Genomic DNA, 17071 nt, shown 5'->3' on the forward strand with positions numbered 1-17071 from the left:
TCCACCCCTTCTCCTTCTCATAGTCTATTGCTGTAAAGTTCAATATATGTATCGCTATCGTTCTCTTCAGATCTCTATACCTCCCTCTTGCTCCTATCTGATTAGAGTACACTCTTGCCCAACCATACAACCCTCTCTTGTGATAGTCCAGCTCATCTGCCAGCTGCATCTCTACCAAAAAGTACGTCCCAGTATGCTTGTTCCTCGCCTTAACATCTAAAATAGATAGCTTATCTTTCTTAAAGTTTCTTTCGTTGTACGGATTCAATATCTCTATTTCGCTTATCTGATCTTCCTCAGATACTATAGAGTTTAGCAATGATATCAGTATGTCAGAATTGGCCTCAACCCCAAAAATCTTCTTAAAGGCGACGTCAATGAGAGGATTGATCATGTACACGTCGTCGTACTTGAGCCGCTTTGTTTTGCTTGCTTTTTGCTTCACCTTGTCATCACTGTGTGTTTCTATGTAATGACATTATACATCATACGTCACTCCTTGCAATGGCTGTTGTGTGCCTTGGCTTGATTTCGTATGATGATCACTAGAGGGCCTAGAGTATAGTCTAGGGCCTAAATGCTATAGGACATCATTCCTGCCGCTTCTCACGCTTCTTGGTCAGCTTGCTCTCCTTGCTCTGCAGCTTCTTCTTTAGGAGGCTTCTTTGAAGTGATCGATGCCTTTGCTTTTACTGGATCGTATGGGTCCTGTTGAGGTACCTCGATGGCTGGAAGCAGACGCTTCTTGAAGAAATTGTCCTTAAAATGTACTATCTTCTTAGACTTTATAGGCGGACAAGACTCTATTAAAAGAATCTGCTCGTCCCTAGGAAGGGTAATCACTTCTTGTGGCAAAAGTAGTGCTCGCTGCGTTTTGGAAACGTTCAATGATCTAGAAGCTGGGTTGAAGTCCAGGTACTTTGGTTGGTTGGCAGAAACCTGATCAACAGTTTTATTGCCTATCAACTGTGAAATAAGATTGGCAGTTTCTACGTTGTTTGCTGCAAAAGTAATCCGATACGTTGAGTTAGATAAAAAGGAGTTCATCCCAGACTCCTCATATATTCCCTTTAGCTGCTCCGTATCCTGTACGACCAGAAACAAACGCACGTTATATCCCCTAAAAAATGCAATTCCAGTCATGAATTGTTCCATTTTACCCAACGTTGGAAACTCATCCATAAGAAAAAGCACACCATATGGTTCATCATCAGTTGGCAGCTTTCTTGATAAAAACTCCGTGGCCTGTTGGTAAAAAACCTGCATCAAAGGTTGCAACCTTTTGATGTTGTCAGGTGTTAATCCAACGTATACAGTTGTTTTGACTTTTTTAAACTCTAGTATATTAAAATCACTGTAAGCTGTAGCAGTGTCAATCAAAGGGTTCGACCATAACTCCAAGTTAGAGTTCATCGTTGAAACAACACCAGATCTCTCCTTGTCCGCTTTTTGTAGAAATGCAGCGATGTTCATATATGCTACAGGGTGGATGTCGTTCCCCATGGTATCCAAGACTACCGCTAAATTGTATACCACATCATCGCTACGCATTGTTCTAACGACTTCTCCAAACGACTTGATCTTGTCAGGTGCAGCGATGAGATACAATACCACTCCAACAAACAGTGCCCTTGCTTCGTTATTCCAAAACTCCTTCTCCGGCATTATTAAGTTTGCTATCTTTTGAACATCATCCACCATTTGACCAGACTTTTTACTCACCCAATCTATCGGATTATAACAGTGCGTGATTCCATCTGGATCGGCAGGGCTCCAACAAAATACCTTCTGACCCATTTTGGCACGCCAACCACTAGTTGCCATGAAGTTCTCAAGCTTAATGTCGTGCACAAATACCGAGTCCTCCCAAAATAGAAGATTTGGTATTACGAACCCAACACCCTTTCCAGATCCTGTTGGTGCAAACAAAAGTGCGTGTTGGTAACCGTCTGCTATCAGATAACCCTCATCGTCACGTCCTATCATCATACCCCTCTTGGAACGCAACCCAGCTTTTGCAATATCCGCTTCCGTAGCCCATCTTGCGTCTCCATGCAAAGATTCATCAGGTTTGAACGGTCTATGCTCGTAAATCTGGTGCCTGTACTTCCATATCAACCAAATCGTTAGCAAGCCAGGTAAAGTAGTGCACGCTAACAGTTTTGCAATTAAATAATTATTGTAGTCGATGCGTATGGTGCCAATATTGTGAAACCACCAGGCATAGTTGTTGTATACAGCAATGAGTGGTCCAGTCGACATGATGAAATCAATATCTAACGCACCGGTACCGTATTGCGATATACAAAATAAAGCGCTAGACGTTTGAATGACAAGTAGCGAAATAAAAACAATCGCTAAGACAGAAACTATGAAATTTTTGACAAAAAAAACTAATCTTTCCATAAAATTTAATTATACTAGCGCTACTGTTGATTATGAGCCTGACGGAAATATACCTCGGAAATGTATCTCTTGCCCTTTGCTCCACGCTTTAATTGCACTACAATATCAACTACATGCATAATGTAGTCTTTAATTTCGCTCGGTGGCATCCCTAGTCCTGCCTGCATTACCATTAGCTTTAACTGTTCTATAGCCATTAACGGGGTATCAGCATGAATTGTCGAGATTGAACCAGGGTGGCCAGTATTAATTGCGCGAAGAAAGCTAAATGCTTCACTACCTCTAAGCTCCCCGACTATGATTCTGTCAGGTCTTAAGCGCAAACAGGCCTCAATTAAATCTTGTATTGTCACTTTAGCACGCCCCTGTCCACCCTTGGAAGCTAATAGGTGCAGTCTATTTGGCTTTTCCTCTATTTCAATCTCCCTGGCATCCTCACATGTAATTAATCTTTCATCGTTTGGTATGGCTTTTAGCATCGCATTAGCAAATGTCGTCTTTCCGGTTGATGTTCCTCCACTTATGATGATGTTTTTTCTAGATATCACCGCTAACTCCAAAAACTCTTTCATCTTTTTCTGCTCCAAAAGCGATAGAAGCTTTTTATTGCTTTCGTCCTGAACCTCATCAATCGCCGTACTGTCAAAGGCACCAAATTTTTCGTAGTCGTTCAAATTCATCTTAAGCACAGACGGTTTACGGATTGACATACCTATAGTTCCAGGTTCACACGCTGGAGGAATCACTATCTGTATCCTGTATCCATTTGGTAAAGTTGCAGATAACAGTGGATTCTCTTCGCTAATCTTCTGTTCAGTTGATTGTGCAACGAGCAATGCTAAGCCATGTAGGTGCTGAAAATCTAGGACAGGCATATTTTCATATCTAATATCACCTAGTTTCTCTACCCAAGCCTCCAGAGGCCTATTAATGGAGATCTCATTCACACCATCTTCGCCAAATATGTTCTTTAAGGGCTCTAAATATGTTTCTAGTGCCGTTAAGCTCATTTAAGTACCCGCGTAGTATTTCCAGTATATGGTATGGCAAATACCAAGTCTTTTTGTACTAAAATCGTAATTTTTGTACCTTGTGGTACTCTAATCGTTGGATTAACGGGAAAAGCAGACGTGACAGCATCTTTAACGATATCCGAGAATTTCTTAGAGCTTTCCTGTGCCTGTTGGGCACTTACCGTGCCAGAAGATGTAGTAGTAGTTCCAGCTGCTCCCTGTGTGACAGTAGTGGTATTGGTTTGGTTACCCTTAACGTTCCCTATTCTGTTGGCTGCTATAGGTACGACATATGATACAAGAAAAGCTGTGCCAATTCTGGTCCAAAACTTGTTATCAAGTATACCTGACACACCCGCTCTACCTAACTGATCTGTACCTGCAGAGTCTACGGCAATATCGATACCATCTGGCCTCAATACTCTGTGCCATATAATACTGACCCTGGTTTGACCATCTTTGACAGATGAGTCATACGTACCAAATATTCTTGAGCCTTTTGGTATCAACACATCTTTTCCAGCTTCTGCGTATACGTCTCTTGAAATGATCGCTCTCAGATCTCCTGGTAGATCTGTATTAATCGCTGTTTCAAGAACACCTGAGATGATTTTGCCTTGAGCCACCATCTTGTTCAAGTTTCCCACTTTTGTGGCGCTTACTTGTACTGCAGCACTCTTAGCCATAGAAACGTCATCTAGTGTACCATCTCCAAAACCCATAAATTCTACGTTGTTTCTTTTGGTACCAGTCGAGTCTTGCGCTGTCCCAGATGCTTGTGCCTTGAGACTTTTCATACCACCAGCACCACCACCTGTGACAATAATATTTGCTTTCCTTCTAGCTTCTAACTTTTGTCTCTCCGCATCGCTCATACCTTTATTCTCTTTACCTTCCATCAGACTACTGCTCACTTGTTGTATTACCGAGCTTAAAGGAACAGCAGGGCTTGGTGCAAGTTGTGGAGGAGGAGGTGGCGGTGGCGGAGGTGGTGGCGGCGCTACAGGCTCATTCAAAGGTGGAGCCTCAGGGGGTTTGATAGATACCTCAGTAGGCTTTTGAATGTCAGTGTTTTGAGGTAGTGAGGACACAGATTTATCTTTTTCCTTTGAAGCTATAATCTCCTCACGTCTCTTTGCTGCAAGGTCCTTAGAACTAGGAGGACCACTAAAGAGCACGTAATACATCGCAGCTATTCCGCAAGATATTACGAGTAGTAACATCACCTTGTTGCGTTTTGGAGAAGTAGCTACAACCGAAAAACCCGAATTGCTTTTGCTACTGCCTACAGAGTCAGTAGAAGCACTATCTCTTTTATCTTCCAGTGACGTAGTAGTATTGCTTACATTAACGTCTACTACCCCTTTTTCCTGTTCATTTTGCATAATGGTACATTAACTATTGTTATGTATGCTGACCACATCTTTGTTAGATGTAATTTTCCACTCCTTGGCAATTTTACTGAATACAACGTATTTGCCTTTCTGTTTTGGAATCACTTCCACGTCATCACTACCGTTTCTTATAAAGAAGTGTAGCGGTCTTTGTACTTTTGGACCAAGTTCAAAAAAGGTGTTAATACCGTCGTCAAATACTTTAGTAATTTGCAAGCTGCCAACGTTTGTAAACTTATAATTAAAATTAAATGGCTGAATCACAGGCAAAGTCTTTTGATCGACTTCTGTCTTATCCTTTGGTAAAGGTGTCACTTGGTCTTCTTCATCGTCTGGATAAAAGAATCTGATCACAAAGACTAACTCTTCATCAACTGAGTTAGATAAATCCTTAGATTGCAACTCAAATTGATACGTTCTCAGGTTCGTTATGATCGTCATATTTGTTGCAATGTTTTCTTCGAGAGGCTTGATAAATAACCGCCTACCCACAGGATTAAGCTGCCACGCAAAACTATTGCCAACCGATATGGTCTGCACTTCTTCCCCGTTTGCAAATTCTATGCTCGTTTGGTATCCGTAGTGTAAAATGATCCTAAAAATTTCATTTTCACTGTACACAAAAGTCTTAATTCTGCTATCAATCGCAAGTGGTGTTTCTGCTCTTACGTGATTGCAGATAGATCCTAGAGATACCGATACTAATATCGATAATAGCAATGTCTTGGTCAAATTATACACCTGTTTACCCTCCCATTCTTTCATCTTCAATTCTATACAAATCCACCACAAATCCCAAAGGATTGATGAGCCTTTCATCATCGTTCATACTAAGATCCCTAAAGGCAAATTGTATGAAGACTATTTTATCAGTATGTCCTGCATTTTGCCCACCTGTTGCTTCAAGTGATATACGAACCTGTGCAGAGTGCTCTGTAGGAAAAATGATTGACTTCAGCAACACTTTTCTTGTGCCAATTTCACCAAATTGGTTATAGGGACTGTTGGGGTTAGACGATGTAAATTTGGGTCTGTAATCCCCGTAGTATACGTTATCGGATGAAAGAACTCTTACAACAGTGTAGTAATTCGTATCGTATGCCGCTCGAGAGTATTCTTCTCTTGCACGAATGTATTTCATAACAAAATACCGTTTGATCGCATCGTTTGAAGAATACGCTCTGATCGTCAAAGGATCGACAACAGTTGGGACGCCAGTTTTTGGCTCTATCTCTATGACAAATGGTTCAACTGTCCTCCCACTTTTGACATATCTGATCACTAAAACAGAAGCTGCGATGGTGATAATCGCAACAGTCATGACAAACACAAGAACATTTCGTTGAATCAGTACACTCTCGTATCTATCAGAATACCAGTTCCGCACAGACTCTAGGTCGTGCTGAACCTCTTCTGCTTTTTTAATACGACCTATGATACCGCTTAAAAATCTTAACATCCCTCCCCCTTATCATCTTGTACTAGTTATTCCTTTCCAGCTTTTAAATTCCCCTCAGCAAATGACCAATTTATCAATTTTTCAATGAAAACAGTTAAATAATCCGCTCTCTTATTTTGGTAATCAAGATAGTAAGAGTGCTCCCATACGTCAACTGTCAGAAGAGCCTTATAACCAAGGACAAGAGGTAAGTCTGCATTGCTTGTCTTGATTATCTGCAGTGCGTTTTGAGAATCCAGTACCAACCATGCCCAACCGCTTCCAAACTGCGAGAGAGCAGCCTCTTTGAAACGTGCGACAAAAGTCTCAAAGTCTCCAAAACCTTGAGCTATCAGTGCAGCCAACTCTCCAGATGGGCTGCCGCCACCATTTTTTTTCATCGAATGCCAAAAAAACGTATGATTCCAAACTTGAGCAGCGTTGTTGTACACAGAGACTTTGTCAGGCCTGTTATATGTATCAGTAATGATATCCTTCAAAGCCATATCACAATAATTGCTGTCGCGTATCAGCGTATTAAGGTTGGATACATATGACTGATGGTGCTTACCATAATGAAACGAAATGGTGTGTCCGGAGATATGAGGCTCCAGGGCGGACTGTTCATATGGCAAGTCAGGCAAAATAAAGATGCCGTTTTGCTTTTGAAAATCTTTTAACACTTTGCTATTACTCCTGAATCTAAGCGGCAGTTGAATTAACTACTGAACGCAATTAAACCACTATTTAATAGTTCTAATAGCCCTATAAAATTTTTGCAAGAGGTAAAAACAGTTTCGTTAAATTAACTGGATACAGGGCAATATCTTCCTTGTGATAAAGAAGTCGCGTCAAGCATTCTAACGTTGGATAATTTGCGCATTCAGGTTTTTATACTACGGCAATAAATATGCTCAAAGGTCTTGTGGGCAACTCTATGCCGCTCTGGCACCCCCTGTTCCTGACTTCCTGATATCCCTTATAAAAGATACTTGATTATATAGTACAACAAGTAGTACTATACGGTCATGAGATATCCTGTATAAGATAAAGTTATGGAAATATATACCACAAGTCAGGCAAGACATGATCTATTTAAATTGGTTGATTCAACGAACCAAACTCATCAACCGGTTTATATAGTTGGAAAGCGCAATGAGGCTGTGTTGCTTTCTAAAGCTGATTATGAAGCAATGGTTGAAACCATCCACATTATGTCTGTTCCAGGACTGAAGGAATCTATTCTTGAGATGAATAACAAACCCCTCGAAGAATACTCAGAAGACGTGGATTTGTGACATATCAGGTAATGTTTTCAAAAGCAGCCCAAAAAGATGCAGAAAAAATCAAAAATTCTAATTTGGCAGTCAAGTGTAAAGAATTAATCGCGGTTCTGAAAGCCGATCCGTTCACGATAATCCCGCCCTTTGAAAAGTTGATCGGAGATCTAGATGGCTTCTATTCTAGGCGGATCAACGTACAACATAGACTTGTTTACAGCATAGATCAAAAAAATAGAATAATCAGAGTACTCAGGATGTGGACTCATTATCAGTAACAAGTGCTTGCAATAAAATGCTGCTAATTTGACTCCTCATAGCAAAGGTCCTACTCATAATTATGAGTATGCGATAGTGTTTAGCTATTTTCTTGATGCTAATTTGGTGCTGTGGTTTACAAAAAATTTATGATATAGTCGAGCTTAAAATTTTATAAATTTTTATAAATTTGCAATGTTCAAAAAAGAACAAATTCTAGCTGGTTTAAGTAACGCATTGCTTACATCATTGATTTATACCCTTTTGTTTCATTTGCCAGTTGCTTATAATCGTGCAGTGCTTGGTTTGAATTTTCATAGCAGTGACAAAACGCTCTATGTTGCTGTTATTGAGGTTGTTGGCGCATTGTTCCTAAACTGGATATTCTTTTCATTACTCAGTGTTTTTAGATATTTTTACCTGGTTTTTATTCCAGTCTTTTTTTGTTTTGGTGCAGCTTCTGATTACTATGTATTAAATTTTGGCAAAAGCTTTGATATCGGTGTTTTGCAGGATATGATAGGCGTAGAATGGGATTTGGTTCGCGAATATTTAAGCGTCAGGCTAGTGCTTGGATTAATCGCTGCTTTATCCTTTGGAATCTTGCTAAGTCGTTATAGAACTAACCTGCTTATGCAAGCCAAAGGCAAAGCTTTAGCGCTTACCATCATAATCCTTTTTGGACTATCTGGGTACTATGATTATGCTAAATATGGATTCTATACAACTCGACTGGTAAGTCAGGCTTATATGCCATTTAGTGTTTTTTATAATTTAGATTTATACTTTAGAAAGTATGGAATCTTCAAGCAAGAAGTAAAAACTAAAAAAGATATCTCGCAGCTGTATAAGTTTAATTTAAAAAGAAAAAGTCAAGACCCGATAGTAGTAGTCATGGTAATCGGAGAATCTTTACGTGGCGATATGTTTTACCCCAATGGAAAAACTACATATGAAAATGCTCCTCACCTTATGCAACTTAAAGATTTTGTGAGTTTTAAAAATGCCACTTCTAGTTCTAGTTCTACCAGAGTGTCTATTCCATACATGATGACACGAGCAATCCCGAAAAACTGGGAGCAAGCAACTTCAGAAACAAGCATTATATCAATCTTTAAAAAACTAGGGTTTAAAACCGCTTGGATTGGGACACAAGGCGCATTTAGAACTTATGATTTTAGCTACGGTTCTATCGCGATGGAAGCAGACAAGACAATTATAAGAAGTGATATAAGAAGAGACTCTGGTGAAGAGAATGTGTATGATGAGTACTTGCTACCCTATTTAGATCAGTTTCTAAAGGATAACCAAGGCAATAACTTGTTTATTACTTTACACATGATGGGAAGTCATTGGATATTTGATCAGCGGTATCCTGAAGCTTTTAAAAAATTTCATCCTACCTGCAACTCTAAATCTCCCAGCAATTGTGAAAGAAATGAATTACTAAATTCTTACCATAATTCAGTTCTTTATTCCGACTGGGTGTTAAAGCAAGTTATTAATCGTCTTGAAGACCAGAAGGCATTCTTATTATTTGCTTCCGATCATGGCTATTCTTTATATGAAAAAGGTTATTTTGGTAATGCTTACGAAGGTGAAGAAGAATTAACAGAGCAATACGATATAGCGATGTTCGCATGGGCTTCTGAAAAATACTTACAAGAGTTCAAAGCCAATTACAATCAGCTAAGAAAGAAAGACAATGTTTCGCATAATAATTTGTTTCATTCCTTGCTTGGATGCGTTGATGTTCATTCTGATATACTTGAGCCCCATCTAAACCTTTGCCAATAACCTTTATAACTCTTATTATACTTGATCACAGAGATATAAGGCTAAATAAAGGCATCTTAGCTACAAAGGAAGCAAAGATTAAAAGCTTTGATTATTCTAATGTTTTTAAAGCCCGTATATGCATGTTTTAGAAACAGTCTTAATCAAAGCTATAAAAACTGTTGCCGGACTGCAAAAAATTCACAATAATCCCGTGTACAAAAGTGCCAACTCACATTGCACCACTTTAATGGTTCCAAAAAGTTTTTTATATGACAAGGACAAAACGTTTGAACAAGGCCACTACACTTATTTTAGTCACATTATGCTTGTTAAGCTTGCCTGCCTATTATTTCAAATCACAGCAAGTAAAAGATTATTTTTATGGAATATATTTTAGTTACATAAAAAAGAATAAAATAAAAAGTTGGTTTAATAATGAAGCTTTAAACCACCATCCCGAGAACTTGCACCATGGTTCAGCATGGGGTTATTTAACAGCAGAACAATTTAAAGAAATGGTGCTAGATGGTATCTCGAAAATGCACCCTCAAATTAATAAACATCACAAAATATTTGAGCTAGGTGTAGGGGTAGGAGCAGCACTAAAAGTGATAGAAAATCACATTGGCGATGATCAATTGGAAATGGGAGGATCAGATATTGCGGAAAATGCAATCGATCAGGTGAAGAAAGCTTTCCCAAAACAAGCTGATCATTTTTTTGTATGGGATATGACGCAAAAACATAATAATATTCCAGACAATTATTACGATCATGTATTAAGTTTTGGAGCTCTGGCGATGTATTTAACGAAAGATGATATGAAAAAAGCAATAAAAGAAGCCGTCAGAATGACGAAACCTGGTGGCTCTTTGTTATTTACCCATTTTATTGCACCCGGTGGAAAAAGTGTTGGTAGTATTGTATCAAAAATCGAACCATCTTTTTTTGAAGAAAACGCGAAAGAATGGGGCATAGAAGATATTAAAGTATATGGCATGCAACACCAAGGAGATAGGTACCAAGTTACGTGCAAAAAACAAGGCTAATTGACCCTAAGAGTACGTCCGCAAATTAATTGGAATGAAAAGGATTCGGGCAAAAGTAGTATGTTAAGTTGTTGGCAAAAGCAGATGGATGCCCGTTTTCACGGGCATCACAAAGGAGGGAGCGGGCATAACAAGGAAGTAGCGGAATGGTAGAGCAGAGAAGCGGCAAAGGAGGAGAGGCGTAGGATGGAGGAGAGATGGGCACGACAAAGGAGAGGAGCCTGGATGTTTGTCTCAACACCATCCAGACCCACCAACATATCTCATACCAAATTTCAGATTAAATCAGGCAAATGGATTTGAGGATGAGGCTGCATAAGCGTATTGAAATATCTGCCCAGAGCCGAGTTTCACAAAATCCGTTTTGAATCATTTAAAAATGAGATTTGGCCCTAAGATCTTCTAACGTTCTTCCAACGTATTTACATTCCGCAAAATTGGTATAAGTGAGTGCGTGAATTCCATCAGGACAGCCACTCTGAACTTACCACTGCTGCTGGAATGCTTTAAGAATCTGCAGTAATGGGGATGCAGATTAGGCTGATATAGATGACGTTGTAGCAATCGCTTTCTGCTCCTTAGATAATCTCTCCATAGCGTAGCGCAGCGTGGTCTTAGGCATTTGTTTCCCATGAGCAGCAAGGAAAGAGATTAGTTGAGCCTCATCTTTCTTGCCTGCTTCGCGGAGCATCCAGCCAACAGCTTTATGGATCAGATCATGCAGATCATGTCCCAACAACTTGGCGATCCTAAATGTCCATTCTAAGTCAGATTTTTGAATAAAGTACCAGGTCGCCACAATTGCTATTCTGCGCTCCCATAACACATCAGATGCTGCAATTTTAGTGAGCATCGATCTGTCCTTATCCCATAGATGATGCCCTAGAATATGGTGAGCTGAGCTATCCACAAGGTTCCAATTATTAACACGATCAAGGTTGTTAATGTAAAATGAACACATCTTTTCTTGAAGATTAACGTCACCTTTTTGATATTGATGCACCAGTATCAGAAGTGCTAATAAGCGCTCTTCGTTATATTTGGAATGAAGTAGCTCTTTGATGACTTCTAGCTCAATATTCTTATATATTTTTGCAATTCTTCGTAAATTAGGTACAGTAACGCCTAAAAACGCATCACCAGCCCCATAGCTGCCTTCCGATACTTTAAAGAATCTTTTTGCGGCTACAGGGTCCAATGTTATATTTGCAGCGCATTCAGTTCTTATCTCTTCAACGATTTTCAGCACAACAAGATTAGACATTTCCGGCGCTTAATAAAGGATTAAATTCAAGCATGTGATGCGCAATGATTTCAAATGATTCTTGGTCGATTTCTAAAAAACCATAGCGAAAAACATAGCCCCATGAATTTTTATTTTTGATAAAGGGCAGACACGGCACAAGCGGTTTGATATCTGTATGCTTTGCCTCAAAATAACGGATACCGCGCCTAAATGGTTTGAATCCACTTCCCATATCTACCTGGTATGATGTATCGTCAATGACCTCGCCAATTGCAGTAAATTTTTGACAAAGCTCAGCTCCCGTCATGGTAATTTTAGACGAATAATAAATGAGGAAATCACGACGTGATAAGCGTTTGCTAGGGGCAGATTTACCGTGGCAAAATTGGCAAATGCCTAGCTTAACTCCGTTTTCTACATGCTCTTGACAGGCGACACCAATCCAAAACTTCACTGCTTTATTTATGTGCGATTACTTTGCGGTTAGCTTCCTTAAAATATGTACATTGACTATAAGAGTCAATGATTATCCATTTCAACACATTTTAGTGCATGTCCGCAAATTAATTGGAATAAAAAGAATTCGGACAATAGTTGTCTGTGAAATTGTTGGCAAAGTGGAGGTGCTTTCGAATCAATCTCTATCGCTAGTCCGGTTGTTGTTAAGTAAGGTATTATGTAAATCGCGTAATGTTTTGCAGATATTTGTTATGAAGTATAATTGGTAATGATAATTAATTGATTTTTTGGCAAGATGTGGTACCTTGTCATGATGGGGCACAATGTGTCGCAAACTATTCTTAGCTGCAATCCTATGAATTAAGCTTTTTAGAGCACTTATCATGGTTAAGCTCAGAACAAATATGAGGCACGGCTCTGTCGTCAACAGCTGTGGTGTATCATTAATGTCAAATATATGATATGCTATATACATATGATACAAGATGTTTATGAAAAATAAGTTTTATAGTTTTGCGACGTTTCCGTTCAAAATATCAACAAGAATTAATCGCTTTGGTTTTATCATCAATACCGTCTTAAACACCCTATTAATGTTGTTGTCCACGCTATTGATCGTTACGTTATGCGTGGTAATGTGTCTATCTGACGGTTGTCATGCTCAAGATGGGCTCCGTCTATTTACAACTCAATCATGGCTTTTTGGTATATTATACGCCGCGACATTCATTCGCTATTTCACCACTTCAATCGTGCTTCATATATCAAGGTTACATGATATAGGTTACAGTGGATATTGGCTGCTTTTATCCTTGATTCCATTTGTTGTTATCATCTTCAGCTTGATACTTTGTCTTGCTCCAGGAACAAAAGGTCAGAATATATTTGGCGAACAACCAGCCCCGCCTAGTAATATTGCAGTAGCGTTTATAATAGGGACCATTGCACTCTGTTTCCTTCTATTCCTAGTGGGTTCGCTCGTGTTCCATATCAAAACATTATCGCATTATATTGGGTAATCCTGCGGTATAATCAACTAGATTCACCATTCCCAAGATTCGGAGCCCCAAGTAAAAATGTGTCCATCTATACCATCAGCTCCTATAGAGTTATCTAAAGCACATTGTTGGTACATGTCTTTTTGATGAATTATACCAAGTTTCAGATTAAATCAGGCGAATGGATTTGAGGATGAGGCTGCGTAAGCGTATTGAAATACCTGCGCAGAGCCGAGTTTCACAAAATCCGTTTTGAATCATTTAAAAATGAGATTTGGTATGATACCCCTTTAATCATCAATACGTACATTATACAATAAAATTGTATAAACAATCAACGAACATGCGACAAAAATAAAGATTTATTTACAAAAGCGACAAAAGTGGCGCTGGTATGTAGAAAATGAACTGGAGAGATACGATATTGGATGAAGACGGTGCTAATCTAAGGGAGGATGGTTTAGTGCGGTATTTAAGAGAACGTTGCACCACAATAACAACCGATTGGTATCGTTGTCTTGCGGGGGAACACATACAACCGCTCCATTTACCTTTGCTAACAACTTAACAGACCACTTTTGCCCAAATTTTTTCCAATTCATTTGCCGATAGGCTCTTAATCGCAAAACAACCTTTCCAACACTCTTGGGAAACAGTCCCTACATATGACTCGCAAAAACGATAATATCGTCTGCATAACGATCGTATTTTTTCACGTTTTGGACTTTGGCTGAATTATGGTTAATATGTTTCAAAGGAATCGTAGTCTGTGAGGTCGAGTATTTGGGGTCTTTGGCAATGCTTTGCCATCTAGCAAATACTTTGTTGATGTACACCTTGGCTTTTTGGGAGCGACACGAGTGATATCGACCAACTGCAGATGCCCAATCGTTTGTTCTTTGAAAATGGGACTTCAAAAACTGTGCGGCATATCTGGAATTGTGTTTTGGATTAATTATTTGATCAATATTTGAAAAATTTTCACCATGATGCCGTATACTAATCTGATTACAGCCTACATCTATATTTTTCACTCCACTTTTTAACTTTTCTTTTATAAAGTTAACTGCTTCACGCTTATTGGAAAAAAAGTGGGAAATTCCATCTATATTGACGGTCCAAGGCCACGGATACCATTTCTTCGTGGTACGGTCCCACTGACCAGATTCTACTATCGCTATTGAACGAAGAAGGTTAGTGGGTATACCGTATTCCTTTTCGTATTTGCTAATTGCGTTCACACACTGTTCTCCATCCACTACTCTTGCTTCTGCAAACACAGTATTAGCAACAAGGACCAAAAAAAATGCACACACTAGGCTGTTTAACACAACTTGACTCACTTTGTAAGATTTTAAATTCCTGGCAGTATACCCTAAGTGCATTATAAAGTCATCGACAAACTGCATAGCAAAAATTTAAAGTGATCAAAGCCTACTTAAAGCTCACCTAGATTGATACGATCTTGCTTATACTCACTGACTGAGCCCACTGAATTCTGTAAAGCAGCCAAGTGTATCAATTAAGAATATTAGTGAGCTTCTTTTTAATACTATCCAATGTTTGCTCTACTTTAATTTTTAGTCCCATATTAGATTTTATAAAACTAGGGTATAACTGATTGAAAATCGCATACATCATGCTTGATGTATCAGATGACCTCAGATCTTTAAGGTGTAGTTCTGGTATAGTTGCATCTAACTCCAATGCACCAGGAGCTTTCATGTGAACAGCTGTATTGTTAAGCTTGAGCAGTCCAACGCTAACATTCCATTCCTTAGTAGCATGTTGGTGCTGGTGTTGATGAGACGACTGCCCATGTCCATCATGATGGTCTACGTGATTATCATGATGATGATCATCATCAGCAACCTTGGAACTATCGTGAAGATTTTGCATAATGTCCATATAGTTCCCACCATTTTGATTAAGCTCTAAATTGATCTTTAATGAGTCAATTTCTATCAAGTTAATCTCTAGATTTGATGTCAAGATCGACAATGGTTCCAATACAACACGCATAGATGGTGCTTCCAAGAAGTGTGGCGCACTATACGTTTTAGGGTTATGAACGATTATATTTGTTATCTTCACCTCACCACTGAAGAACGATACGCTGAGGTCATCTAGAGTCACTGGCACTTGCATTAGTTGGTTTGCCTTTCGAACGACCAAAGTCTTTGCAACGTAACCAAAGGAGAAAACACCTACTGCGGTTACTAGCCCTACAACTACCAAAGAAACACCAAGGCATTTTGTCATCTTACACATAATAGCGCATATTTGTACGGTTATAATTTATGATATATAGTGTGCCAACAAATTGCTTTCTAAGTCAATCTTTTCTTTTAGGAGTTTTAGGAGCTGGCGTTGATCAGTAGAATGTGATATGGGTTCTAGAAACTTTATCGTCACAGTTCCTGGTTTGATCAAGAGTCCTTTTGGCCAAAACACACCAGAGTTTAGAGCGACTGGAACAATTGGAATCTCGCGGTTTACCTTATGGATCGCCAAAATACCAGACTTATACTCTACACTCTCCAGTGGTTTAGTTCTTGTACCTTCGGGGAATATCACTACTACGTTGTCGCTTTTGTTTAATGCGGTGGCCACATCCCTTGCGATTCTTTTCAAAGAATGTATTCCCGACTTCCTATCGATCCAAATCATACCTACAAGGATGATGTACCAGCCAAAAAAAGGAATATAGGTAAGTTCTTTTTTTAAGATAAACTTGGAGTTTTTGAAACATGAAGATAAAAAAATCGTTTCCCAAGCGGACTGATGCTTACAAGCTATTATAAAAGGTGTATCTGGTACAGTATCTAGCCCCTCTACTTGATAGCTCAGACCGCAGCATGCTTTTAACATCAACAGCATCACTTTTGCCCATAGCAAGCCTACATAACTAATGATATTGCTGTTGAAAGTAACAAAAATGGGCAATGCAGCAAAAAAAAGCAATGCAGTCCATATCACGGCGATAGCATAAAAGAGGGCTGATCTGACTACGATCACTGTCGACGACAATTTTGATATGACCTCATAGTAGTTTGTATACAACAGTTGAAGCAATTATTCAAACTACTCTTGTAAATTTACAAATGTTTGTAACAAAACGTTAAAATGAATTGACCGACATTGCCAATAATGTTACTTAAATAGTATTAACCTTATTCACTGCGTATAAATAAATATGGTAGTGTTTTATTCATTTTCCATTTGAAAACATATAAAAGGTCAGGAGGTCCTCGTAGACATGAAAGTTTTAAAATCTACAATTGCTGCTTTTGCGCTTCTTTTCTTTACAGCCTGTTGCAGTCATCACAAAACACCTGGAGAGACTGTTGAGACTGCCGATGCCACTTCAGTCCAAGAGTTAGAAGGCAAAATAGGAGATAGGGTGTTCTTTGCTTTGAATGAGTCTACATTATCTACGGAAGCTAAAAACACGTTAGCTCGCCAATCAGAGTTTATGAAATCTCATCCAGATCTCAAGTTTGTTATTGAGGGACACTGTGATGAGCGTGGAACCCGTGAGTATAACTTGGCATTGGGCGAACGCAGAGCGAACTCAGCGATGAACTACTTGATCAGCATCGGCGCTGATCCTAGCAAGATGACTCCTATTAGTTACGGTAAGGAGAGACCAGCTGTTGTTGGACATGATGAAGAGTCATGGAAACAAAACAGAAGAGCTGTCACAGTCATTAAATAGGCGTCTTTGCCTTATCTGTATACGAGAATCTTG

Annotated in this window: 19 protein-coding genes; 7 read left to right on the forward strand and 12 right to left on the reverse strand. The window is 39.1% G+C overall.

Annotated features, from left to right (window positions below; genetic code table 11):
• The 7 genes from EDM53_RS02675 to EDM53_RS02710 all read right to left on the reverse strand — a co-directional run.
• The coding region (locus EDM53_RS02675) for an Rpn family recombination-promoting nuclease/putative transposase (RefSeq protein WP_242507852.1) at positions 1-445 on the reverse strand (445 nt) is incomplete at its 3' end.
• Positions 446-606: 161 nt separating this feature from the next.
• Positions 607-2406, reverse strand: coding sequence for a type IV secretory system conjugative DNA transfer family protein (locus tag EDM53_RS02680; RefSeq protein WP_130122148.1), 1800 nt, complete (start codon positions 2404-2406; stop codon positions 607-609).
• 20 nt (positions 2407-2426) lie between these two features.
• Entirely contained in the window at positions 2427-3416 is a 990-nt protein-coding gene (gene virB11 / locus EDM53_RS02685) for a P-type DNA transfer ATPase VirB11 (RefSeq protein WP_130122149.1), read from the reverse strand.
• Positions 3413-4804 (reverse strand): TraB/TrbI/VirB10 family type IV secretion system protein, encoded by a 1392-nt coding sequence (locus EDM53_RS06335; protein ID WP_207215438.1) that lies wholly within the window; start codon positions 4802-4804, stop codon positions 3413-3415. Before EDM53_RS06335 ends, virB11 begins: the two co-directional genes overlap by 4 nt.
• A 9-nt stretch (positions 4805-4813) precedes the next feature.
• On the reverse strand, positions 4814-5578 hold the full coding sequence (locus EDM53_RS02700; protein ID WP_165379582.1) for a TrbG/VirB9 family P-type conjugative transfer protein: 765 nt from the start codon (positions 5576-5578) through the stop codon (positions 4814-4816).
• Positions 5559-6272, reverse strand: a complete 714-nt coding sequence (locus EDM53_RS02705; protein ID WP_130122153.1) for a VirB8 family type IV secretion system protein — start codon at positions 6270-6272, stop codon at positions 5559-5561. Before EDM53_RS02705 ends, EDM53_RS02700 begins: the two co-directional genes overlap by 20 nt.
• 26 nt (positions 6273-6298) lie before the next feature.
• Positions 6299-6934, reverse strand: coding sequence for a superoxide dismutase (locus EDM53_RS02710; protein WP_242507853.1), 636 nt, complete (start codon positions 6932-6934; stop codon positions 6299-6301).
• 372 nt (positions 6935-7306) lie between these two features.
• Between EDM53_RS02710 and EDM53_RS02715 the strand changes: the two genes are divergently transcribed.
• From EDM53_RS02715 to EDM53_RS06140, 5 genes are all read left to right on the forward strand, one after another.
• Positions 7307-7549, forward strand: coding sequence for a type II toxin-antitoxin system Phd/YefM family antitoxin (locus EDM53_RS02715; RefSeq protein ID WP_130122154.1), 243 nt, complete (start codon positions 7307-7309; stop codon positions 7547-7549).
• Positions 7546-7809, forward strand: coding sequence for a Txe/YoeB family addiction module toxin (locus EDM53_RS02720; protein ID WP_130122155.1), 264 nt, complete (start codon positions 7546-7548; stop codon positions 7807-7809). The genes EDM53_RS02715 and EDM53_RS02720 overlap by 4 nt, the downstream gene beginning before the upstream one ends.
• Before the next feature lie 175 nt (positions 7810-7984).
• Positions 7985-9586, forward strand: a complete 1602-nt coding sequence (locus tag EDM53_RS02725) for a phosphoethanolamine transferase (RefSeq protein WP_130122156.1) — start codon at positions 7985-7987, stop codon at positions 9584-9586.
• 251 nt (positions 9587-9837) lie between these two features.
• Entirely contained in the window at positions 9838-10617 is a 780-nt protein-coding gene (locus EDM53_RS02730) for a class I SAM-dependent methyltransferase (RefSeq protein ID WP_130122157.1), read from the forward strand.
• On the forward strand, positions 10618-10770 hold the full coding sequence (locus tag EDM53_RS06140; RefSeq protein WP_165379583.1) for a hypothetical protein: 153 nt from the start codon (positions 10618-10620) through the stop codon (positions 10768-10770).
• 382 nt (positions 10771-11152) lie between these two features.
• Here EDM53_RS06140 and EDM53_RS02735 read toward each other — a convergent pair whose 3' ends face one another.
• Positions 11153-11881: a DNA alkylation repair protein gene (locus EDM53_RS02735; RefSeq protein WP_130122158.1), complete on the reverse strand. Its 729-nt coding sequence runs from the start codon at positions 11879-11881 to the stop codon at positions 11153-11155.
• A complete protein-coding gene (locus tag EDM53_RS02740; RefSeq protein ID WP_207215441.1) occupies positions 11874-12317 on the reverse strand; it encodes an EVE domain-containing protein in 444 nt (147 codons plus the stop codon). The genes EDM53_RS02735 and EDM53_RS02740 overlap by 8 nt, the downstream gene beginning before the upstream one ends.
• 496 nt (positions 12318-12813) lie before the next feature.
• Between EDM53_RS02740 and EDM53_RS06565 the strand changes: the two genes are divergently transcribed.
• Positions 12814-13341 carry a DUF805 domain-containing protein gene (locus EDM53_RS06565; protein ID WP_207215443.1) on the forward strand — a complete coding sequence of 176 codons (528 nt, stop codon included), beginning with the start codon at positions 12814-12816 and terminating at the stop codon, positions 13339-13341.
• Positions 13342-13979: 638 nt separating this feature from the next.
• Here EDM53_RS06565 and EDM53_RS02750 read toward each other — a convergent pair.
• The 3 genes from EDM53_RS02750 to EDM53_RS02760 all read right to left on the reverse strand — a co-directional run bounded on the left by EDM53_RS02750 (position 13980) and on the right by EDM53_RS02760 (position 16350).
• Entirely contained in the window at positions 13980-14729 is a 750-nt protein-coding gene (locus EDM53_RS02750) for a transglycosylase SLT domain-containing protein (RefSeq protein WP_130122161.1), read from the reverse strand.
• Between the two features lie 109 nt (positions 14730-14838).
• Positions 14839-15582 carry an AsmA family protein gene (locus tag EDM53_RS02755; protein WP_165379585.1) on the reverse strand — a complete coding sequence of 248 codons (744 nt, stop codon included), beginning with the start codon at positions 15580-15582 and terminating at the stop codon, positions 14839-14841.
• A gap of 36 nt (positions 15583-15618) precedes the next feature.
• Positions 15619-16350, reverse strand: coding sequence for a lysophospholipid acyltransferase family protein (locus EDM53_RS02760; RefSeq protein ID WP_130122163.1), 732 nt, complete (start codon positions 16348-16350; stop codon positions 15619-15621).
• Between the two features lie 229 nt (positions 16351-16579).
• On the opposite strand from EDM53_RS02760, the gene pal reads away from it, so the two are divergent.
• Entirely contained in the window at positions 16580-17038 is a 459-nt protein-coding gene (gene pal, locus EDM53_RS02765) for a peptidoglycan-associated lipoprotein Pal (RefSeq protein ID WP_130122164.1), read from the forward strand.
• Positions 17039-17071: the final 33 nt, after the last annotated feature.

It is taken from the genome of Rickettsiales endosymbiont of Peranema trichophorum, assembly GCF_004210275.1.
GTDB lineage: Bacteria > Pseudomonadota > Alphaproteobacteria > Rickettsiales > Midichloriaceae > RICK02.